Genomic DNA, 22,935 nt, shown 5'->3' on the forward strand with positions numbered 1-22,935 from the left:
TGCCCGTGCGCCAGCGATCCGCAGGCTTCAGCAAGGTGCTCGTCAGCGCCCTCGCTGTGGCTCTCGCCGCAACCATGACCCCTACCCTCCAACCCGCCCAAGCAGCAGAGCGCGACTCGCTGAACGTCGCCTTCGGCGGCTCTCTCGTGGGCACGGAGGACTACACAGCCCAGGGAGCGGAGCTCAAGCGCGGCACGCTGCAGCGAATGGACGGGAACGAGGACCAAGTGCCCGGCGAGGGCGTCGTCCTCGCCGGAGGAACCGAGGGCATCCGCTTCCTGCCGAACAACTTCGTGCTCGACAGCGGAACGAAGAGCTTCCTCATGGAGGTGCAGTACACCCCCGACGCCGTCGAGCACTTCGACACCATCATGTCCGCGGGTGGCAACTTCTACGTCCGTGCGCAGGACGGCAGGCTGCGCTACGGCTGGGACACGAACCTCGGCGGATCCTGGACCAAGAACACGCGCGACGTGGACCTGCCGTCGGACGGGGAACGCCATGCGATCTCACTGCATTACCGTTACACGGCCGCCCAGACCACCGTCGACCTCATGCTCGACGGGGTCGCCATGCCCCCGGTCACCGGCCCGCACCCCCTCGTGATCGCCAGCGGCTCGGCGAACATGTTCGGCTTCGGCAACGACGTGCACCCGGCGGGACAGGACCGTGGGATGCCCGGCACGCTGCACGAGGTCCGCGTCGCCGCCACCGACGGCTCGGCCGACGTGGCCTTCGAGTTCCAGCCGCGTGCCCTGACCACCGACCTGCTCGACGTCTCGTTCGACGGCTCGCTCGACGGCACGGCCTACGTGCCCGCGGCGGAGGAGACCGTGGAAGGTGCCCTGACGTCCCGTGACGGCGCCACCGTCGGCGGCGGCCAGGCGACTCTGAGCGCCGCCACGCACGCGCTCAACTTCCTGGCCGATCCGAACCCACTCAGCGCGGTGAATCTGGACGCCGGCTTCGTCGCCGAGCTCGAGTTCACGCCCTCGGCAACGCAGCGCACCCTCGCCACCGTCTTCGCGCTCGGCGGCAACTCCTTCGTCCGCTACCAGGACGGCCAGCTCCGCTACGGCTTCTCCAGCAACCCCACGGGAACCGCGGGCAACTGGTCCAATCACATCGCCACCATCGCGCTTCCGGCCGCTGGAGCGTCGCACGTCATCTCGGTGGCCTACGACCCGCAGCCCGAGGGCGGCGCGAAGATGCACCTCTGGCTCGACGGCGTGGCCGGTCCCACCATCACCGCCACCACGCTGATGCGTCAGGCCATCCCCGGTGGCACCGCCTTCGGAAACGACGTCAACACCGCCGGCCTCGACCGCGGATTCGCCGGCACCATCCAGCGCGCCCGCCTGGCCCAGCTGAACGAGGCGTTCCGCAGCGAAGCCTTCCTGTTCCAGACGCAGGATCCGGGCACCACCTGCGAAGGCGGCCCCTTCGAGACTGGAAACTTCGTCGCCGTCGCCGCAGAGGACTGCCGCGAAGACATCGTCGCCAAGGCCAGCGCCGTCCGCCCGACGGCGGAGCAGCTCGACTGGCAGGAACTGCAGTACACCGGCTTCCTGCACTTCGGCCCCAACACCTTCGAGAACATCGAGTGGGGCTACGGCACCTACCCGGCGGAAAAGGTCAATCCCACCAACGCCGACATCGACTCGTGGCTGAAGAACCTGCGCGACGCCGGCATGAAGATGGCAGTGCTGACCGTCAAGCACCACGACGGCTTCCTGTCCTACCCGACCCGCTACTCCGACTACGACATCTCCGCCTCCCCGTGGAAGAACGGCGAAGGCGACATCGTCAAGGAGTTCACCGATGCCGCGCGCAAGTACGGCATGGGCGTGGGCTTGTACCTGTCACCGGCTGACTCGAATGCCGAGATCAAGGGCATCTACGCCAACGGTTCCTCAGCGACGCCCCGCACCATTCCCACGTTGGTGGAGGGTGACGACCGCTCGGCAGCAGTGGCCGCCGGCGACCTGCCGACCTACAACTACAACGCCACCGACTACGGCCAGTACTTCTTGAACCAGCTGTACGAAGTCCTCACCCAGTACGGCCAGGTCGACGAGGTCTGGTTCGACGGCGCCGGCGGCAACACCTCCGGCACCGAGCGCTTCGACTACTCGGCGTACTACGACCTGATCAAGAAGCTGCAACCCAAGGCGCAGATCGCCGTGGGTGGCCGCGACATCCGCTGGGTCGGAAACGAGCACGGCTCGGCCCGCAATGACGAGTGGGCTGTCGTACCGGTCAACGAGAGCGAACCCGGCGGCAGGATCGGCGCCGTCCAATCGGGCAACTTCGACCAGTTGTACGGCTTCGACGACCAGATCGTCTCCGCCACGCAGGACGGTCGGGCGACCCACCTGCACTGGTGGCCGTCCGAGGCCGACATGAAGCTCACCCCGGGCTGGTTCTGGGGCCCTGGCAAGGACACCCCGAAGACGGGGCAGGCGCTGCTGGACAACCATTGGGATGCCTCGGTTGGCCGCAACTCCGTCCTGCTGCTGAACGTGCCCCCGACGACGGAGGGTCGACTCTCGCAATCCAACGTCGACGCGATCATGGACTTCGCACAGCTGCGTCGCAAGGCGTTCGGCAACGACCTCGCGCTCGGCCGCGCTGTCACCGTCGGTGGTGGGACCACCCACGAGATCACCGACGGCAACAGCCGCTCGTCGTGGGTCTCCGACGGCGGCGATGACACCACACCGCTGCTGATCGACCTGGGCTCACCCCAGCGCGTCAACCGCATCAGCGTCAGCGAGGACTCCTCGGACCACGGTCAGCAGATCCGCGACATCAGGGTCGAGGCCAAGGTCGCCGGCAACTGGCAGCAGATCGCCACCGGCCGTGCAGTCGGTGTCAACCGCATCTGGCGCCTGGACACGCCCGTGACCGCCCAGGAGTTCCGCGTCACCGTGCCCTCGGCACGCGGCACCTACGGCATCGCGAACCTGTCGCTCTACCAGACCCTGGAGCAGGACCCCGGTCGACCCACGGACATCTGGATCGACTGTGAAGCCCCGACCGCCGGCCCCGGCACCCAGACCGCGCCGCTGAACTCGCTTGAGCAGCTGCGCACCCTGGACCTGGCGCCGAGTGCGACGGTCTTCTTCAAGTCGGGCACGTCGTGCGACGACTCCAGCGCCCGCCTGTGGGCCTACGGCACCGCGGACGAGCCCGTCGTGATCACCACGTACGACGGGAAAGTCCTGCCCACCATCGGTGCTGCCCCGGCCGAAGACTGGTTCGCGTCGTACGACGAGAGCCAGAACCTTGAGGTGTTCGTCGATTCCGACAGCAACCGTGCGCCCCGCATCACCGACGTGGGCGCCCAGAGCGCCATCGTCGAACGCGACGTCGCGATCCAGATCCTGGCGTCCGACCGCGATGGGGACGCGTTGACGTATTCGGCGACCGGCCTCCCATCCGGCGTCACGATCAACGCCCAGACCGGCCTCATCTCCGGCTCGCCGACCGCCACGGGCACCAACCAGGTGACGGTCAGTGTCAGCGACGGTAGCGGCGGTTCCGCGAGCACCACCTTCGAGCTCGTGGTGAACCGCGCTCCACTGGTGGAGCTGGCCGGCGAGCCCACCGGTATGACGCTGGGCACCACCCAGACCATCTCGCTGATCACCAACGGTCTGCCCGCCGACAGCGTGCTGGCCGTGGATGCTCCGGCAGGCTGGGTCGTCTCCCCCTCGCGTCAGTGGGTTCCCGCCGGCGATGGCACCGCCACCGTCACGGTGCGGGCGCCGCAGTCGGGCACGTCGGGAGTGATCACCGCCACGGTGCTGACCCCGACGGGTGAAACCGGCGCTGTGTCGGCGCAGATCGCCCTGGTGAACCCGGCCGCCCCGGTCGCCATCTCCGGCGTCGTGGCGTGGAACTCGGCGGAACCGGCCGAAGGCGGGGGCAACGGCTACGTCACCGCCGCCATCGACGGCAACCCGGCGTCGTTCTGGCACACGCAGTGGGAGGGCTCGAACCCGCCGCACCCGCACTTCATCACCGTGGATTTCGGGTCGGTGCAGACGATCGGTTCGCTGACGTACGTGCCCCGCCCCAAGTCGGCGTGTGGCTCCTCGATCAATCCGGCAGCCTGTAACGGGCAGATCGTCGGCTTCGAGGTGCACTCGGCGACGGGCACCTTCGGCACGCGGACCGCGACCGAACTGCAGGCCCAGTCCTTCGCGGACCCCGCGGATGCCGTCTACACGCAGGTGGCCAAGGGCAACTTCGACGCGTCGAGCACCGACGCCAAGACGGTCACCTTCGACCAGCCCGTGACCACGCGGTACCTGCGTCTGACGTCGACGTCGGCCGTGACCGGGGCCGGCGGGCAGAGCCAGCCCTGGGCGCAGATCGCAGAGGTCAACCTGCGAGGGCCCGTCGAGGTGTTTGACCTCACAGATGCCCCGCTGACGGACGCGCGGGTGTCTGTGACCCCGACGACGGCTGAGCAGGACTCTGAGGTGACCGTGACAGGCATTGGGTTCGTGCCCGGCGCCGACGTGACGGTGACGCTCGGAGGCACGACGGTGACCGTGCCCGCCAACGAGGTAGGTGTGGCCACGGCGAAGATCACCGTGGCCGCAGCCCAGGCGGTGGGCGCCGTCACGGTGACCGCCACTGACGGCACGGCCAGCGGCACCGCAACGGTCACTGTGACGCTGGCTGCGTCTCCGCCGCCGTCTCCGTCGCCGTCTCCGAGCGTTTCGCCCTCGGTGTCGCCGAGCCCCTCGAAGTCGCCTTCGGTGAAGCCCTCGGTGTCGCCTTCGGTCAAGCCGACGGCGACCCCGACCAAGCCGTCCGACACGTTCGTCCGGACCGCGCCGTACACCGAGCCCGGCACGCACGACTTCAACGGCCGTCAGTGGATGACGACCTGCGAGGCGTACTCGCAGACCGAGCGGTGCCGCACCGAGATCTGGGCCACCGTGGTCAAGGTCGAGGACGGGCAGTTCGTCCGCGAGTCGGGGTGGGCGTTCAACAACCTGACGTACCTGCCGTACATGACGCGTCAGGCCTGGAAGGGCAACCCGCTGGGTCAGGCCGGGGAGCTCACGTCGGCCGGTCGGCAGTGGAAGACCGAATGCGACACCGCCGCCACAGGTAGGGGCGCGTGCCGTTCCTACACGATGACGACGGTGTACGCCGCCACGGCGAAGCCTGCGGGTGGCTACACCTTCTCGCAGAACAACCAGTGGGTCTTCAACAACATCGTGATGTTCGGAGGCCCCGAGAAGCGCGGCTGACTCATACTGGCCGGCAGCGGAATAGCCGAAGGCCTCGGAGCACAAGCTCCGAGGCCTTCTTCGCGTCTTCCTGGAGACTGCGAGTCTCCGCACCTGCATACTGCCGGTGAATAGCGAATGCGGGCCCCGGAACAACTCGGGGGCCCGCATCAGTATGGGGGGGGGGTGTCAGCCGCGCTTCTGGATGGCGGCCCATTCGTCGCGCAGCCCGACGGTGCGGTGGAACAGCATGTCCTCGTCGAGGTCGGCTGCGAAGTAGCCGAGGCGCTCGAACTGGACCACTTCGCCGGGCGCCGCGTCTGCCAGCGCTTCCTCGGCCCAGCCGTTGACCAGCTGACGCGAGTTCGGGTTGAGGTCGTCGAGCGCCTCGCCCGTCGCCTCGCCGGGGGCCTCCGCCGTGAACAGCCGTTCGTACAGCGCGGCCCGCAGCGGTACCGCATGCTCGGCCGAGACCCAGTGCATCGTCGACTTCACCCTGCGCCCGTCGGCCGAATTGCCGCCCTTCGACGCGGGGTCGTAGGTGGCCAGCACCTCGACGACCTCGCCGTTCTCGTCCTTCACCACGTCGGTGGCGGTCACGAAGTAGGCGCCGCGCAGGCGCACCTCGCGGCCGGGGGAGAGGCGGAAGTACTTCGGCGGGGGGACCTCGCGGAAGTCGTCCTGCTCGATCCACAGCTCGCCCGTGAACTCCACCTGGCGGGTGCCGTCCTCTGGGCGCTCCGGGTTGTTGGACACCTCGAAGTGCTCCACCACCGGCTGCCCGCTGTCGTCGAGGGGCCAGTTGGTGATGCGCAGCTTCAACGGGTTGAGCACCACCATGCGGCGCTGGGCCGTGGCGTTGAGTTCGCGGCGCACGTAGGATTCGAGCGCCTCGATGGACTGGCGCGAGTTCGTGCGGGTGGTGCCCACCTCGAGCATGAACTGGCGAATGGCGGCCGCCGGGTAGCCGCGGCGCCGCAGGCCGCGGAGCGTCGGCATCCGGGCGTCGTCCCAGCCGTCGACGACGCCGTCCATCACCAGCCGCGCCAGGCGGCGCTTCGAGGTGATGGTGTGCGTCAACTCGAGGCGGGCGAACTCGTACTGGCGCGGGCCGTCCTCGACGCCGAGCTGCTCCAGGAACCAGTCGTAGAGCGGGCGGTGCGACTCGAACTCGAGCGTGCACAACGAATGCGTGGTGCCCTCGATCGCGTCCGACTGGCCATGGGCCCAGTCGTAGTTGGGGTAGATCGGCCAGTCGTCGCCGGTGCGGTGGTGCGCAACCTTGCGGATGCGGTACATCACTGGATCACGCAGCTGCATGTTCTCGTGATTCATGTCGATCTTCGCGCGCAGCACGCGCGAACCGTCGGCGTAGTGGCCGGCGCGCATCTTGCGGAACAGGTCGAGGTTCTCCTCGATGCTGCGGTCACGATACGGGGAGTTGACCCCCGGCTTGCCGAACCCGCCGCGGCCTGCGGAGATTGCGTCGCCGTCCTGGTCGTCGACGTAGGCCAGGCCCTTCTCGACGAGCTGCTCCGCCCAGTCGTAGAGCTTCTGGAAGTAGTCCGATGCGTAGCGCACATCGGCGGGTTCGTAGCCGAGCCACTCGATGTCCTCGATGATGGAGTCGACGAAGCTCGTCTCCTCGGTCTCCGGGTTGGTGTCGTCCAGCCGCAGCAGACAGATGCCGCCGAAGTCGGTGGCGACGCCGAAGTCGACCACGATGGCCTTCGCGTGCCCGATGTGCAGGTAGCCGTTCGGCTCGGGTGGGAAACGGGTCTGGACCCGGCCGCCACGCTTGCCCTGCTCGACGTCGGCTCGCACCGCGTCGTAGATGAAGTTCGAGGGCATGGCTGATGACTGAGTCATGACGGGTAAGTTAGCACGCTCCGGCTACCGCGCGGCGGCAAGGTCTGCGAGCCCCAGGATCAGCAGGATGGGGATGGCGATCACGACGGCCAGCAGCACCGCCACGAGGGCCCCCACCGCGATCCAGTACCGGACGGAGGACTGCTTGACCAGTTCGCGGTTCTCGATGGCTCCGTTGAGGAGCTTGAGGTTCTTCTTGTTGGAGCGGTAGGCCGCGTCGAAGATGGCGCCGACGAAGGGGATCATGCCGAGCAGCCAGTCGAGCAGCGAGTTGAAGGCCATGCGGCCGATGACCGGGATGGGGGCACGCAGCCGAATGGCGTCGACGAGGATGCTGCCGCCGAACACGGCTCCCACGGCGGTGCCGGCCCACGGCACGATCGAGAGCACCGGGTCCACGCCGATGCGGATCTTGGTACCGGGCACCTGCACCAGGTCGTCGAGCACGTACGAGAGGGCGCGGGTCAGCTTCGCCGGCGATTCTTTCGGCACGTTGCCCAGGTCCCGCTTCGTCCGGTCGCGCGCGGCCTTCAGCGTCGGGTCGGTCGTTGAACCGGACAGCGCCTGCTCGGCCACCTTGCGCGCGCGTTCGATGGCGCTGGCCGGCGTGGGAGGCGGTTCCTGACTCATACGCTCCAGTGTTGCGCGAGTTGGGGGGCATGACCAGTAGCCTCACGGGTGAGGCCCGATAGGCTGGGTCCACTATGAGCGAAACAGTGATCCCCGCCCGCACCCGCGTCGCCCCCTCACCCACCGGAGACCCCCACGTCGGAACCGCCTTCATGGCTCTGTTCGACCTGGCCTGGGCCCGCAAGACGGGGGGACAGTTCGTCCTGCGGATCGAGGACACGGACCAGGCCCGCCTCGTGGCGGGTTCTGAGGACCAGATCTACGAATCCCTGGCCTGGCTGGGCCTGCAGCCTGACGAGGGCCCGCACGTGGGCGGCGAGCACGGCCCCTACCGCCAGTCGGAGCGGCTGACCACCTACCGGCCGTTCGTCGAGCAGTTGGTCGAGGCCGGGCATGCCTATTACTGCTGGTGCTCGTCCGAGCGGCTCGTCGAGCTGCGCCGCGAGCAGGAGCAGTCCAAGGCCTCGGTCACGGGCTACGACCGACTGTGCCACGGGATGACCCGCGACGAGCGCGCCCAGCTGGCCGGCTTCTCCGAGACCCCTGTCGTGCGGATGCTCATCCCCGACGACGTGCCGCTGACGTTCCAGGACATCGTGCGCGGCGAGGTGAAGGCACCCCGCCCCGACGACCAGGTGATCCTGAAGGCCGACGGTTTCCCGACCTACCACATGGCCGTCGTGGTCGACGACCACCTCATGGGTATCACCACGGTGGTGCGCGGCGAGGAGTGGATCTCCTCGACGCCGAAGCACGTCCTGCTGTACCAGTGGTTGGGCTGGGAACTGCCGCAGTTCGCCCACATGCCGCTGCTGCGCAACACGGACAAGTCGAAGATCTCCAAGCGGAAGAACCCTGCCGCCCGTCTCATGTGGTTCAAGGAGGAGGGCTACCTCCCGGAGGCGGTGCGCAACTTCCTGCAGCTGCTCGGGTACGCCGGTGACGACGAGCAGGAGGTCAAGACCTTCGATCAGTTCGTCGAGGAGTTCGACTGGGCGAAGGTGAACCCCGTCGGCCCCATCTTCGACCTGAAGAAGCTCGACTGGCTCAACGGCCACTACCTCCGCTCGTTGTCCGCCGAAGAACTGGCGGACCGGATCATGGCCTTCGAGGAGGCGCACTGGACCCCGTCCGGGGAGCAGGTGGCCGTGCTGCGCAAGGCGGTACCGATCATCCAGGAGCGGCTCGTGCTGCTGAAGGACGCCCTGCCTCAACTGGACTACCTCTTCGTGGCCGACGGCGAACTCACCGTCGCCGACGACGCTGCAGCCGCGTTGCCCGACAACGCCGCCGAGGTGCTGGACGCCGCCATCGCGGTGGCCGAGCAGGTGCCGTTCGACACCGATTCCATCCAGACCGCACTGAAGGAGCGCCTCGTGGAGGGCATGGGCATCAAGCCGAAGTTCGCCTTCGCGCCGATCCGCGTCGCGATCTCGGGCCGCCGGGTGTCGCCGCCACTGTTCGAGTCCATGGAGATCCTCGGGCGGGAGTCTTCGCTGGAACGGTTGCGGGCGCTGCGCACCACCTTGTGAGGGCACGGAAGGGCGCTCCCATGCGCGCATGAAGAGTGATTGTTTCGAGACGTTGGAGACCGTCACAGGCATCATCGAACCCACGTAAATTCTCCGGCGCCGGAAGTGTGGGCCGCCGGCGTTCCACCGACGGCGATGGAGATTCGATGGTCAAGCAATCCAGTGTGCGCCGAGCGCCACTGACCCGATACGCGACAAGCCTCTTCCTCGGCCTCGCGCTCATCCTGGGGCTCACCCCCGGTCAGGCGGCGACGGCGGCACAGCTGCCCACGACAACGGCGGGCTGGAAGCAGCTCAACGTTTCACTGCCGGACCACCAGGATCTCGAGCAGCGACTCGCGCAGGCCGAGCCCATGCGCTGGCTGTTCACCGGAGACTCGATCACCCATGGCATCGTCCACACCAACGGCTACAAGCGTTACACCGAGTACTTCGACCAGTACCTGCGCACCACGCCCGTCAACGGCCACGACCGCTCCCAGGACGTGGTGCTGAACACCGCCGTGTCGTCCGGCCGCACCATCTGCCCCGCGGGCGATCCCAGCCAGCCGTGCCTCGACCTCAACTTCGATTCCTGGGTCACCGACCGCCAGGCCGACGTCGTGATGATCGCGCTGGCCATGAACGACGGCCGACAGAACGCGCCTCTCGTGCCGCTGGACCAGTTCCGCGCCGAACTCAAGCGGGCCGTCGCCGCCATTCGCACGGCGGGAGGGATCCCCGTGCTGCAGACGCAGAACGGTACCCAGAACGCTCAGATGAACACCAACCTCGAGATCTACTTCACCGCCGTGCGTGAACTCGCCGTTGAAGACGACGTGTTGATGGTCGACGTCGCCACATATTGGCGCGAGATCAGCCAGGGCGGCTTGTCGCACCCCGCCATCATGAACGACGAGATCCACCCGAACGAGCACGGCCACCTCCGCTGGGCCCGCGTAGCTCTCGACTCCCTCGGCCTCCTCGACCCCGCCTCGGAGCTGGCCACCAGCGGCGACGTCGTGAGCGTGCCCCGCACCGGTCCCGAGATCGACGAGACCTACACGCTCGCCAGCCAAGGCGAGCGCGGTTCCGAGGCGCCCGGCGTCGTCGAGTGGAACGTCGCCACCACCTTCAACGGCACCACTGCCCTGAACTACGGCGGGGACATCTCGGCGTTCGCGGCCTCGTCCAACGGCAAGGTCAACATCCGCTTCCGCACGTCTGCCACGTTCGCGAGCGGGCAGACGATGGTGCTCGCCGGACTCGCCGGCCCCGACGGCAAACGCCTCGAAGTCACGCTCTTCAACAACCGCGTGCGCATCGGCCGCGATTTCGGCAGCGGCTACAACTGGCACACGGGCGCACGCACCGTCAACGACGGCCAGTGGCACGTGCTCTCAGTCAACTTCAGCGCGAACGCCCTGAGCTGGACCATCGACGGCACCACCGACCTGAACGGACCCCTGTCCAGCCCCAACGAGTTGAACCCCGACCGGTTCGCACTCACCACCTTGACGGCGGGCGCAACCGGCGTCACGACGCTCCCGCGGTGGTACTACGCCGGGGAGATCGACTACATCGATCTGATCCCGGCCAACCAGACCGCGGCGGCGCTGCTCAAGCCGCTGTACCCCAACTCGGAGGCGACCATGTGGTCGTTCCTGGGCGGCGCAACCACCGCCGGCGTCACCGAACCGATCTTCGCGAAGAACTACGTGCAGGCCCTGGAAGAGGTGCTTCGCGGCGACATGGCCGCGAACATTCGCAACCGGATGCGTTACGTCTCCAACGCAGCCCTGGACGCCTTGACGTCCGCCGACCTCCTCGAGCGCTATACCGCCGAGGTCGTCCCGCAGAATCCCGATGCCGTCTTCGTCGCGCCCGACGTGACCGCAGCGGAGGCGCCGGTGGCCGAGTTCACCGCCAATGTCGACGCCGTCATCGACGCCATCCTGGCCGACGGTGCAGTGGCGGTCGTCATGACCCCGGCCCAGCTCGACGCTGCGGCCGCTCCCTACGCGGAGTCCCTGCGGACACTGGCGGCCCGCGACGGCGTCGGCCTCCTCGACGCGCACCGCTGGGCCGCGCAGCAGAACGCCGCGCGCCCCGCCATCGCGGACCAGTGGTTCACCGACGGCACGCTGAACTACAAGGGTCAGCTGTCCCTGGCCAAGTTCGTCCTGACGCAGATCGAGCTCGTGCCGGGCTCCTCACGCATCTGGGCGCTCGACTACGACGGTGGTACCCAGCCCCAGATGCCTGCTCGCGGCATGGGGGAGTTCGCCACAGTCGCGCTCCAGTCGCCCGACAAGGAGTTCTCGAACTACCGCATCCCGGGCATCATCCAGTTGCCCAACGGCGACATCCTCGCCTCCTACGACGGCCGGCCCGGCGGCGGCGACTCTCCGAACCCCAACTCCATCGTCCAGCGCCGCTCGACCGACGGGGGCAAGACCTGGGGCGAGATGACCTACATCGCGCGCGGTTCGCACCGGGGAACCAGCAACCAGGGGGCCTGGCGCTTCGGCTACTCGGATCCGTCGTACCTCTACGACGCCGAGACCGACACGCTGTTCAACTTCCACGTGTATTCCAAGAACCAGGGCGTCTTCGGCTCGGTGGTCGGCAACAACGACGGTGACCGCAACGTCATCAGCGCCGCCGTCGCCGTGTCGAAGGACAACGGCCACACGTGGGTGCAGCGCTCCCTCACGGAGGTCGTGAAGCCGGCCAACGTCCTGGGCCAGTTCGCGACGTCGGGTCACGGCATCCAGATCACCCGCGGCGAGTACGCGGGGCGTCTCGTCCAGCAGTACGCCTCGCGCAACACCGACCTCCAGATCTACGCCTACTCGATCTACTCCGACGACAACGGCCAGACCTGGCAGCGCGGCGAGATGATCGGCGTGAACATGGATGAGAACAAGGTCGTGGAACTCAGCGACGGCACCCTCATGATGAACTCGCGCTACAACGGTGGCGCGAACGCGCGCTGGGTGGCGTACTCGCACGACGGGGGTCACACCTGGACGGAGCGCGTCCTCGACGAAACCCTGCTGGACCCGCGCAACAACGCGTCGATCATTCGGATGCACCCCGACGCGGAAGCTGGCAGCGACCGCGCCAAGGAACTGCTCTTGTCCAACGCGAGGGCGACCAGCCGCACCAACGGCACGATCTGGTACTCCTACGACGAGGGCAAGACCTGGCCCGTGGCCAAGACCTTCCGCACCGACACGATGATGTACTCCGACCTGCTGGCCCTGCAGGACGGCACCTTCGGCGTGCTCTTCGAGCCCCAGGACGCCCACATCTCCTACGGCGCGTTCGACGAGGCCTGGCTCAACCCCTTCAAGGCGGGCTTCCAGGAGACTGTCGCCAAGGGCCAAGCCGGACAGAGCGTGAAGGTTCCGGTGACCGTCCGCAACGACGACACCCGGACCCTCCCCGCGGGCTCGGCGCTGCTGCGCCTCCGGAACGGCTGGGTGAGCCCTGAGGTCGCCACCCCGGCGGTCGCGCCGGGTGCCTCGATCACGGTGGAACTCACGCTGGCCATTCCGGCCGGATCCCCGGACGCAAGTCACGTCGGTGACGTGGAGCTGAAGGCCGGCACGTTCGACCTGCGCGGCGACGCCCGGATCCAGGTCGGCGCCGATCCCAAGCTGGGGGCGACGATCACTGGCGCCGCCAACGCTGCGTACCAGTCGCGCAACCTCGCCACCAACCCATACACGGTCGGCGCACGCGTCGGATTCGACTTCACGGTGCAGTCGACGGGCAACGTGACGCAGCGGATCGAGCCGATCAGCGGCCCGTTCACTCCGTTCGTCCAGGCCGACGGCGCGGGTAACTGCCGCTACAGCGCACTGCCCGCCGGCGGTTCCTACGTGTGCACCACGTCGGCTCACGTGGTCACGGCGGAGGACATCGCGCGCGGCTACTTCGACCCGGCGACGGTGTGGGAGGTCCACCCGGCCTCCGGCACGGTGCTACCGAAGCTGACCATCAACGTGCCCGGTTCCCTGGTGAACGTCATCGACCGCAAGCCCGCCATCGCCGGCACCCGCACGCTGACGTTCGTCGACTCCGACGCCGACGGCGTGGCGTCGGTGGGTGATCAGGTCGCGTTCCGTGACGTGATCGCCAATACGGGCAACGTCGACCTGACATCGGTGACCGGGGCGGCGACGGCCGACAAGTTGGCGCGTGGGGCACAGCTGACGACCAACGGCAGCCACACGCTGACCACCACCGATGTTGCAGCGCTCACCGCTGCCGACGGGGCGTTCACCCTGTCAGGCACCGTGGCGGCAGCCAACGGCGACCGAAACGTGTCGAACACCTTCAGCGGCACCATCACGCTGCCGCTGGAGGATGCTCCCGATCCGTCGCCTTCACCCTCGGCCTCTCCGACGCCCAGCGTTTCGCCGTCGGTGTCGCCGAGCCCGTCGCCGAGTCCGTCGGTGAAGCCTTCGGTCAAGCCGACGGTCACGCCCTCGGGCAAGCCGACGACCACGCCGGCCTCGGACAAGTACGTCCCGACGGTGCCGTACACGCTGCCGGGCAAGCACCTGTTCAACGGTCGTGAGTGGTTCACGCAGTGTGAGTCCTACTCGCAGACCCAGCGCTGCCGCACGGAGATCTGGGCCACTGTGGTAAAGGTCGAGAACGGCCAGTTCGTCCGCGAGTCGGGGTGGGCGTTCAACAACCTGACGTACCTGCCGTACATGACGCGTCAGGCGTGGAAGGGCAACCCGTTGGGTGACCTCGATTCGACCACGAACGGTGTGTTCACTTCTGCCGGCAGGCATTGGAAGACCGAGTGTGACACCCCCGCCACCGGTAGGGGCGCGTGCCGTTCGTACACGTGGACGACGGTGTACGCGGCCACGGCGAAGCCTGCGGGTGGCTACACCTTCAGCCAGAGCAACCAGTGGGTGTTCAACAACATCGTCATGTTCGGAGGACCCGAGCGCCGGCAGTGACCCATGCACTCTCCGGCCGGGCACCTACGCCGGGCCGGAGGGGGCGCGGGACTATTCGTCGAAGACGAGTTCCGGGTACTTCGGCATCCACATGGACTCGAACACCTGCTGCACCGGGTTGGTGAGAGGTTCCCTGGCCACACCGTCGGCCTCTGCAGCCCGTGCGACGGCGATGGCCACCGTCGCGGAGACGCGCCGCAGGTCGTTGATGCTGGGCAGCAGCGACTGCCCTAGCTGCCGGGCCTCGGCCAGCGAGGCCACGGCCTCCGCAGAGGCCGCGATCATCGAGTCGGTCACCCGTTCAGCGTTGCAAACCGCCACGCCCAGACCCAGGCCGGGGAACACCAGGGCGTTGTTCGCCTGCGCGATGGTGTAGGTCGTTTCGTCGCGGAGCACCGGCTGGAACGGTGAGCCCGTGGCGATGAGGGCCCGGCCGTGCGTCCACTCCAGTAGGTCCTCCGGCAGGGCCTCGGCGAGCGTCGTCGGGTTGGACAGCGGCAGGATGAGCGGGCGCTCCACGTGGGCGGCCATGTCGCGGATGATGTCCTCGGAGAAGGAATCAGGCTGCCCCGAGGTGCCGATCAGGACGGTGGGATGCACGTTGCGCACGATGTCGGCCAGCGTGTAGACACCGGGGTGGTTGAGGTCCCACTCACCCAGTTCGCCGATGCCCCTGGCGTACGGGCGCTGAAAGTCGCGGAAGCGCTGGGTGGCGTCGTCGGTGACGAGACCGCGGCTGCTGGTCACCCAGAACAGCCTGCGCGCCTCGTCCTGGGTGAGCCCCTCCTTGACGAGCAGGTCGACGAGCAGGTCGGCGATCCCGACGCCTGCCGTGCCGCCGCCGTGGATGACGAAGCGCTGCTGGCCGAGCTTTTCCCGCTTGGCCTGGACACCCGCCAGGATCGCGCTCGCCACGACGGCCGCGGTGCCCTGGATGTCGTCGTTGAAGGTGCAGATGTCGCCGCGGTAGGCGTCGAGGAGGCGGTGCGCGTTGCTGGCGCCGAAATCCTCCCAGTGGATCATGGCGTTGGGGAAGACGGTCTGGGCCGCCGCGACGAACGAGGCGACGAAGGCGTCGTAGCGCTCACCACGGACGCGCGCGTGCCGCTCGCCCAAGTACAACTCGTCATTGAGCAGCTTGAGGTTGTCCGTGCCCACGTCGAGGACCACTGAGAGCATGCGGTCGGGGTCGATGCCCGCGGCGGCCGTGTACAGCGACTTCTTCCCGTTGCAGATCTGGATGCCGCCCACGCCCTGGTCGCCGATGCCGAGGATGCCCTCGGAGTCCGTCACGATGAGGATGTCGACGTCGTCGGCGCCCAGTTCCGTGGCGCGGAGGGAGGCCTCCACCAGCTCCGGTCGGTCGATCGATAGGAAGACGCCGTCCATGGTCTGGAACCAGAAGCTGAACTCCTTGATCGCCTCGCCGATGGTGGGGGTGTAGACCACCGGCATCACCTCTTCCAGGTGTTCGCTGAGGAGCCGGTAGAACAGCACGGAGTTGCGCTCCCGCAGGCCCTGGAGATACGAGAACTTCGACAGGGGGGTGGTCGCGTTCTTGAAGCGCATGTAGGAGCGGTGCAGCTGCGCCTCGAGTGGCGTCACGTGGCTGGGCAACAGGCCGGTCAGGCCGAGCTTCTCCCGCTCGTCGTGGGTGAATGCCGTACCCCGGTTGATGCGCGGATCACGCAGTACCGCCCCGCCGCGGGTCTTGATGCGGACGCGGGATCCGTGACTGCCGGGGAGGGACTCGTATTGGCGCTTGGGCATACGCCCACCCTAGTGCTGGCGAGGTGGCGAGGTTGCGACGTCCGGCGGGCTGGGACCGAACTAGAGTCGCCCCATGCGCCCGTCGCCTCATCTCCCGCACCCCATCACCGGGCAGCTGTTCGCCTCCCCGGTGCCGCCGGGCACCGGCTGGCCCGGTGACCCGGCCACGCCGTCGACCCCGGTGGCCCACACCCCCGACGACGTTGCCCGGCTGGCGCGAGGCATCGCGCCGCGGGAGCTCGACGCGCGGGTCTCGGTGTGCCGCGCCTGTCCCCGCCTCGTTGAGTGGCGCGAGTTGGTGGCGGTGCAGAAGCGGGCGTCGTTCGCGGACCAGCCGTACTGGGGCCGGCCCGCTCCGGCGCTGGGGCCCACCGACGCCCCGGTCCTGATCGTCGGCCTGGCGCCGGCGGCCAACGGCGCGAACCGGACGGGGCGCAACTTCACAGGCGACCGGTCGGGGGACTGGCTCTACGCCGCGCTGTACCGGGCAGGCATGGCGACGCAGCCCACGTCGCAGCACGCCGGCGACGGGTTGGAATTGATCGGGGTGCGGATCGTGGCGACGGTGCGGTGCGCTCCGCCGCAGAACAAGCCGACCACCGAGGAGAAGCGGGCCTGCGCGCCCTGGCTCGATGCGGATCTGGGGGTCTCGGCCCCGCATGTGCGCTCCATCATGTGCCTGGGCGGCATCGGGTGGGACGCCACGCTGGCGGCCGTGCGGCACGCCGGGTGGGAGGTGCCGAAACCCAAACCGAGGTTCGGGCACGGGGCCCGCGCCACGCTTCGCACTCCGGAAGGGCGGGAGGTGGCGCTGGTGGGGTGCTACCACGTGAGCCAGCAGAACACGTTCACGGGCAGGCTCACCGAAGAGATGCTGGACGCGGTGCTGCGGAGCCTGTGAGCCCGCCGACCCTCCGGTGGGGCCGCACGGGTCCGGGTCAGGGGGTCGTGCCCAGCAGGTGGGGCACCTCGGTGGGCGACGGTAGGTAGTATAGAGACAGCGCGTCGAGCAGGCCTGCCACGTGGGCGACGGCCTCCTCGCGCTCCTCCTCGCTGGCTGCGCGCTCTGCCAGGCGCACGGCGCGGATCGCGCGGTCTGCCTTGGCGCGGGAGCCGGCCGGCAGGTGCGTGAGCCCGACGGTCTCCGCGTGCGACCTCGCCGTGCGGAACGAGAACTCCACCTCCGACGCGGCGCGCTGCAACAGGTCGTCGTCGTTGTTGTCCTGCGCGTCCTCCCAGCGCATCAGCGCCAGGTGGAACTCCCTGGTGAGCAACGCCGCGTCATCGAACAGGGCGGAGTGTTCGATGCGGTAGATGAGGTTGGAGCGGAGTGCTGCGAACTCCTCCTTGACGGACTGCACGCGCGCCGACGGGCCGGTGGCCGCACCCGGGGCCCCTGCCCTGGATGCGACGACGGCTGCGAACCACTCGGCGAGCCGCCGGCGGCCGTCTGGACGGCGCACCGCATCGTTGCTTGTCATCACGCGTTCAAGTCTACTTGGGTCAGCCTCGGCCGTGCGGGGTGTCCCAGCCGCCCAGGTCCGGACCCTTCGGCACGATGCCCAGGGGGTTGAGGTCCGTGTGGACGATGTAGTAGTGGTCCTTGATCTGGTCGAACTCCACGTTGTTGCCGAAGCCGGGCGTCTGGTACAGGTCGCGGGCGTAACCCCACAGGTTGGGCATCTCGCTGAGCTTGTTGCGGTTGGCCTTGAAGTGGCCGTGGTACACGGCATCGAAGCGCACCAGGGTGGTGAAGAGCCGCACGTCGGCCTCGGTGATCTGATCGCCCATCAGGTAGCGGCGGCCGCCCAGGCGCTCCTCGAGCCAGTCCATGGCCGTCCAGAGCCTGTCGTAGGCGGCGTCGTAGGCCTCCTGGGAGCCGGCGAACCCGCAGCGGTACACGCCGTTGTTCACCTCGGTGTAGACGCGCTGCATGACCTCCTCCATCTCCTCGCGGACGTCGTCCGGCCAGAGGTTGGGGGCTCCCTCCTTGTGGAACTGCTGCCACTCGAAGTAGAGGTCCTCGGTGATCTGCGGGAAGTTGTTGGTCACCACCTCGCCGGTGGTCTCGTCCACGATGGCGGGCACGGTGATGCCGCGCGGGTAGCCGTGGAAACGCTTCTCGTAGGCCTCCTTGAGCTTGGCGATGCCCAGCACCGGGTCGACGCCGTCGGGATCCAGGTCGAACGTCCAGGAATCCGCGTCGTGAGTGGGGCCTGGGTTGCCCATCGAGATGACGTCCTCGAGGCCCAGCAGTTCGCGCACGATGATGGCGCGGTTGGCCCAGGGGCACGCGTAGGCGGCGATCAGGCGGTAGCGGTTCGGCACGGCGGGGTAGTCGTCGGTGCCCTCACGGGGCTCGGCGACGATCCGGGTCTCGATGTAGCGGGTGTCGCGGCTGAACTCTTTGCCCTTGGAGGAATAGACGCCGCCAGTGGAATGCTCTTGCTGTTCGCTCATGCGCCCATCATAGTTTACGTTTCAACTTAATTCCAGAGCGGGGAGGAATCTTGTGCTGCAGGCCCAAGGTCAGCCGCGCAACCACGCCCGGATGGACCTGACCCGTTCCTCCACCTCCGCCTGCGAGGCCTTGGCCAGCGGCGGGCCACCGCACTCCCGCCGGAGGTCGGCGTGCACATGGCTGTGCGGCACGCCCTTCAGCCGGGCGTACTGGCTGACCAGCGAGTTGAGCTCCTTGCGTTTCGAGGCCATGGCCCGGTGGAGCGCAACCTCCGGCTCCGCCTTCGTGTCCTCGCGCTCGCGGCGGCGCATCTGGCGGCGCTGCCGTTCCGCGAGGAGTTGGCTGACCTGGCCCGCATCGAGCAGGCCGGGCAGGCCCAGGTAATCGGCCTCGTCCTGGCTGGTGGGCTCCGCATGCATGCCGAAGGCCTGGGAATCGAACAGGACGTGGTCGAAGGTCGCTTTGGATTCGAGCGCCTCGAACTCGCCGAACAGGTCGTCGGAGGCCGACTCCGAGCGGTTCGCGGCCTCCATGAGCGCCTCGGTCTCGGCCCAGATGTCGGTCTCGTCGGTCTTGGGGCGCCCCAGCACGTGGTCGCGCTGCTTCTCCAAGGTGGCGGCGTGCGCCAACAGCACGGGGACGGTGGGGAGGAAGACGGTGGCCACCTCGCCCTTGCGGCGTGAACGCACGAAGCGTCCGACGGCCTGCGCGAAGAACAGGGGGGTGGAGGTGGCCGTCGCGTAGACGCCGACGGCGAGCCGCGGCACGTCGACGCCCTCGGACACCATCCGGACCGCCACCATCCACCGGTCCTCGGAGGCGGAGAAGTCGTCGATCCTGCCGCTGGCCTTGGTGTCGTCGGAGAGCACGACCGTGGGTTTGGCCCCGGTGATCTCGGTCAGCAGCCGAGCGTAGGCGCGGGCTGTGGTCTGGTTGGTGGCGATCACGAGGCCGCCCGCATCAGGCAGATGCCGCCGCACCTCGGTGAGCCGCTGGTCTGCAGCGCGCAGCACCGCGGAGATCCAGTCGCCGGTGGGCGACAGCGCGGTGCGCCACGCGTGGGCGGTGAGGTCCTTGGTGGTGGGCACGCCCAGGTCGAGCTCGAGTTCGTCGCCGGACTTGGTGCGCCACCGCATGGGGCCGCCGTAATTCATGAAGATGACGGGGCGCACGACGGAATCCGCCAGGGCCTCGGCGTATCCGTAGGTGTAATCCGCCCGCGACTGCTTCACGCCCGGGGCGAGTTCGTCGTAGGCCACGAACGGAATCGGGTTCTCGTCGGAGCGGAACGGGGTACCGGTCAGCGACAGGCGGCGGGCCGCGGGCGTGAAGGCGTAGACGATGGCCTCGCCCCAGCTCCTGGAGTCGCCGGCGTGGTGGATCTCGTCGAAGATCACCAACGTCTCCTGCGAGTGGCAGAGTGCCTCGTAGACGTAGGAGCGGGCGGCCACGCCAGCGTAGGTGACCGCGGAGCCGTGGAACTCCCGCGAGCGTCCCCGCTTCGAGGAGCCTCCGAGCCCCGGGTCGAGCTGGATGCCGACCCGGGCTGCGGCATCGGCCCACTGGACCTTCAGGTGCTCAGTGGGTGTCACCACGACGATCCGCCGGACCCTCCGGGTCTGTAGCAGCGTGAGGGCGACGCGCAGGGCGAAGGTGGTCTTGCCTGCGCCGGGCGTGGCGACACAGAGGAAATCTTTGGGCTGGTCCCGCTCGTACTGGTCCAGTGCCTCCTGCTGCCAGGCGCGCAAGGACGACGCAGTGCCCCAGGCGGCGCGCTGGGGGAAGGCGGGGGAGAGGTGGTCGAGAGCCGAGGAGGACATACGCGGCCCGACTTTAACCCCCCAACCCCACCTTGCAAAGCATCCGCGTGTCCGCTTGACCTGCCGTCGGCGTCAGGAGAGGCGCAGGGCCGCGCCCAGATCCCGGAGCTGCAACTCCTGGGCCAGCGCCAGGTACAACTCAGCGCAGGCGAGGGCGTCTACGACAGCGTCATGGCCCTTGTAGCTCGGCAGTCCGGCCCTTCGGCGGAGCTTCCAGAGGCGCAGGGCATCACGCGGATGGTCTTCGTCCATGCCGAGCGCCCGCAGCCCGAGCCCGAGGGTGTCGACGGCGCGCAGGGTGACACTCACGTCGTAGACGCGCTTGACCGCTGCGGCGATGAACCCCACCTCGATCGTCGCGTGGTGCGCGAGCAGCACCCTCCCGGCGAGGCGGTGGAACAGCCTGTCGAGGGCCTCCTCGGTGGTCACGCCGTGCGCGAGCACCTCGTCGTCGGTGAGCTGGTGGATGATCGCGGACTGGCCCACGCCCTCCCCGGGGTTGACGAGGTAGTTGGTGGCGCTGCCCATGGGGATGCGCAGGCCGTCCACGTCGACCATGCCTACCGAGATGACCTTGTCGGTGCCCGGAATGAGACCCGTGGTCTCGAAGTCCACCGCGAGGAGTGGCACCTGGTCGATGGGCGTGTTCCGCGGCGGGGGCTCGGTCTGCAGGTAGCGCCTGAGTCCGCCCTCGGGGACCCTGTCGGACAGCCCGGCGTTGCTGCGCCTGAGGGACCACCTCATGAGATGAACTGCGTCTGGAACGCCACGTTGAGCGCCGCCTGCGCCTTGCCGACGATCACGAACGCATCGCGCAGCGATCTGCGTTCGAAGTCGGACAGGTCCTCGGGGTTCACGTGGTTGTCGGGTTCGCTGCCGGCGGCCACCTGGCGACCTTGGTGCTGCAGCCGGATGTAGCCGAGGAACTCGTGGGCATCGAGCAGGTTCTCCACCTCTGCGCCGTGCTCAGCCGCGGCGGCGAGCCGGGCGCGGGTGCTGACCTGCGGCAATCCCCAGCGCAGCGCGTAGATCCGGGCCACGTCGACGATGGGGTTGATGCCGCCCAGCTTGATGTCGAGCCGGTCGCGGTGCTGGCCACGCTTCTCCACGACGAAACCGCGGAGGAACCCGACGGGGACCTCGGCCGCGTTGGCGTGCTTGGCCAGGTGGCCGAGGAAGCGGGTGGATTCCGGGGCGGCCCGCAGCACGCGCTGCTGGAGCGCGGTGTAGAGGGTGTGGTCGCCGTGGAGGGGCCGCATGTCGAAGAAGATGGACGAGTTCAGCACCGCTTCCGACGTCGGGGCGGCCAGCCAGTTCGAGAAGGTGCGCTGCCACTCGCGCACAGGCATCCGCCACCGCGGGTTGGTGGCCATCGCCTCTCCCCGGCAGCGCGGGAAACCGCACTCCACCAGGGCGGCGGTGCAGTACTCGGCCAGCGCCGCGAAGTACTCGTCGTGCTCCGGTAGCGCGTCGTCGCTGAGGATGAAGGCGTGGTCCTGGTCCGAGCCCAACGCCTGCTCCTGCCGGGCCAACGAGCCGAGCGCCACCCAGGCGTAGGGCACCGGGGGCGCGCCCAGCTGGGCCTCGCCCATCTCGGCGATGCGCTGGGCCAGCGCCTCGGTGGTGCGGCTGATGATGCGTGTGATGTCCTCGGCGGTGGCGTCCTGGCGCAGCAGCCTGCCCACCAGGTTCGGGATCCTGCCCATCACCTTCACCAGCCCGGCGACATCGTGCTGCCTGGCCAGGTCACCCACCATGTACAGGGGGCTGGAGCGCTCCAGGCGCATGAGGTCGCCGGAGGTGACCATTCCCAGCACCCTGTCGTCCTCGAGCACGGGGAGGTGGTGGATCTTGTGCTGGACGAGGGACAGCAGCACGTCGAGCGCCAGCGCATCCGCGCCGATCGTGAACGGGGTGTGGCTCATCACCGCCGACAGAGGGCTGTCCACGTCGATGCCGTCGGCCACCACGCGACGCAGGTCGCGGTCGGTGAGGATGCCGGCGAGGTCGCCGTCGCCGCGGGTGACGAGGATGGCGCTCACGCGGTGTTCGGTCATGGCGCTGGCGGCCTGCCGGACGGTGTGCCCGAGATCGATGGTGATGGGGGAGCGGGTGATCATCTCGCGCACCGGCACCTGCAGCACCGGCCCACCCTCCGGCACGTGGCGCGTCGCGTCACCCAGCCGGGCCTCCGTGAAGAAGCGCCGCACCTCCGGGAAGGCGACGAGCTCGCGCACCACCTCCGGGGCGAACGACCACAGCAGCGAATCCTCGATGGCCGTGAACGTGAACCGGGAGGGCCGCTCCTCGAGGATCGACGACTGGCCGAAGCAATCGCCCTGTTCGTCATGGTCGATCAGCACACCGTTGGCGTCGATGATCTCGACGGCTCCCGACCGCACTACGAACATCGCCAAGGGCGCCTGCCCCGCGGCCAGCACCACGTCTCCGCGTCGGACGTACTGCCCCACGGCGCGGCGTGCGAAAGACTCGATCTGCGAGGCGCTCAGCAGCGACCAGGGCTCGCGGGCCGCGAGGAACTGGATGGTTTCGGCCAACTCGGACACGGTGATCCCCCTTGATCAGAAGCGTCTCGCCCAGCCTAGCTTCTGCGTGGCGACGAGGGGTTCAGCC

Annotated in this window: 12 protein-coding genes; 4 read left to right on the top strand and 8 right to left on the bottom strand. The window is 68.4% G+C overall.

Annotation, left to right across the window (positions count from 1 at the left end):
- Positions 1-5: 5 nt before the first annotated feature.
- Positions 6-5,273 carry an alpha-L-fucosidase gene (locus H5393_RS02595; protein ID WP_182765393.1) on the top strand — a complete coding sequence of 1,756 codons (5,268 nt, stop codon included), beginning with the start codon at positions 6-8 and terminating at the stop codon, positions 5,271-5,273.
- A gap of 168 nt (positions 5,274-5,441) precedes the next feature.
- Here H5393_RS02595 and H5393_RS02600 read toward each other — a convergent pair whose 3' ends face one another.
- Positions 5,442-7,121, bottom strand: coding sequence for a glutamine--tRNA ligase/YqeY domain fusion protein (locus tag H5393_RS02600; RefSeq protein ID WP_182765394.1), 1,680 nt, complete (start codon positions 7,119-7,121; stop codon positions 5,442-5,444).
- A gap of 24 nt (positions 7,122-7,145) precedes the next feature.
- On the bottom strand, positions 7,146-7,751 hold the full coding sequence (locus H5393_RS02605; RefSeq protein ID WP_182765395.1) for a DUF4112 domain-containing protein: 606 nt from the start codon (positions 7,749-7,751) through the stop codon (positions 7,146-7,148).
- A 152-nt stretch (positions 7,752-7,903) separates the two neighbouring features.
- On the opposite strand from H5393_RS02605, the gene gltX reads away from it, so the two are divergent.
- A complete protein-coding gene (gene gltX / locus H5393_RS02610) occupies positions 7,904-9,283 on the top strand; it encodes a glutamate--tRNA ligase (RefSeq protein WP_370585937.1) in 1,380 nt (459 codons plus the stop codon).
- Positions 9,284-9,429: 146 nt separating this feature from the next.
- A complete protein-coding gene (locus H5393_RS02615) occupies positions 9,430-14,250 on the top strand; it encodes a GDSL-type esterase/lipase family protein (protein WP_182765397.1) in 4,821 nt (1,606 codons plus the stop codon).
- Between the two features lie 51 nt (positions 14,251-14,301).
- Here the strand turns inward: H5393_RS02615 and H5393_RS02620 are convergent, their stop codons facing one another.
- Positions 14,302-16,020, bottom strand: a complete 1,719-nt coding sequence (locus tag H5393_RS02620; RefSeq protein ID WP_182765398.1) for an NAD-dependent malic enzyme — start codon at positions 16,018-16,020, stop codon at positions 14,302-14,304.
- A 73-nt stretch (positions 16,021-16,093) separates the two neighbouring features.
- Here H5393_RS02620 and H5393_RS02625 point away from each other — a divergent pair, with 73 nt between their 5' ends.
- The gene (locus H5393_RS02625) at positions 16,094-16,921 is read left to right on the top strand and encodes a uracil-DNA glycosylase (RefSeq protein ID WP_182765399.1); all 828 of its coding nucleotides are present in this window, start codon (positions 16,094-16,096) and stop codon (positions 16,919-16,921) included.
- A 37-nt stretch (positions 16,922-16,958) separates the two neighbouring features.
- Here the strand turns inward: H5393_RS02625 and H5393_RS02630 are convergent, their stop codons facing one another.
- The 5 genes from H5393_RS02630 to H5393_RS02650 all read right to left on the bottom strand — a co-directional run bounded on the left by H5393_RS02630 (position 16,959) and on the right by H5393_RS02650 (position 22,868).
- A complete protein-coding gene (locus H5393_RS02630) occupies positions 16,959-17,501 on the bottom strand; it encodes a hypothetical protein (RefSeq protein ID WP_182765400.1) in 543 nt (180 codons plus the stop codon).
- Between the two features lie 22 nt (positions 17,502-17,523).
- Entirely contained in the window at positions 17,524-18,480 is a 957-nt protein-coding gene (locus tag H5393_RS02635; RefSeq protein WP_182765401.1) for a glutathione S-transferase family protein, read from the bottom strand.
- Between the two features lie 69 nt (positions 18,481-18,549).
- A complete protein-coding gene (locus H5393_RS02640; protein WP_182765402.1) occupies positions 18,550-20,301 on the bottom strand; it encodes a DEAD/DEAH box helicase in 1,752 nt (583 codons plus the stop codon).
- 72 nt (positions 20,302-20,373) lie between these two features.
- Positions 20,374-21,045: an exonuclease domain-containing protein gene (locus H5393_RS02645; RefSeq protein WP_182765403.1), complete on the bottom strand. Its 672-nt coding sequence runs from the start codon at positions 21,043-21,045 to the stop codon at positions 20,374-20,376.
- Positions 21,042-22,868 carry a DUF294 nucleotidyltransferase-like domain-containing protein gene (locus tag H5393_RS02650; protein ID WP_182765404.1) on the bottom strand — a complete coding sequence of 609 codons (1,827 nt, stop codon included), beginning with the start codon at positions 22,866-22,868 and terminating at the stop codon, positions 21,042-21,044. The genes H5393_RS02645 and H5393_RS02650 overlap by 4 nt, the downstream gene beginning before the upstream one ends.
- Positions 22,869-22,935: the final 67 nt, after the last annotated feature.

The organism is Tessaracoccus sp. MC1756 (assembly GCF_014164735.1).
Lineage (GTDB): Bacteria > Actinomycetota > Actinomycetes > Propionibacteriales > Propionibacteriaceae > Arachnia.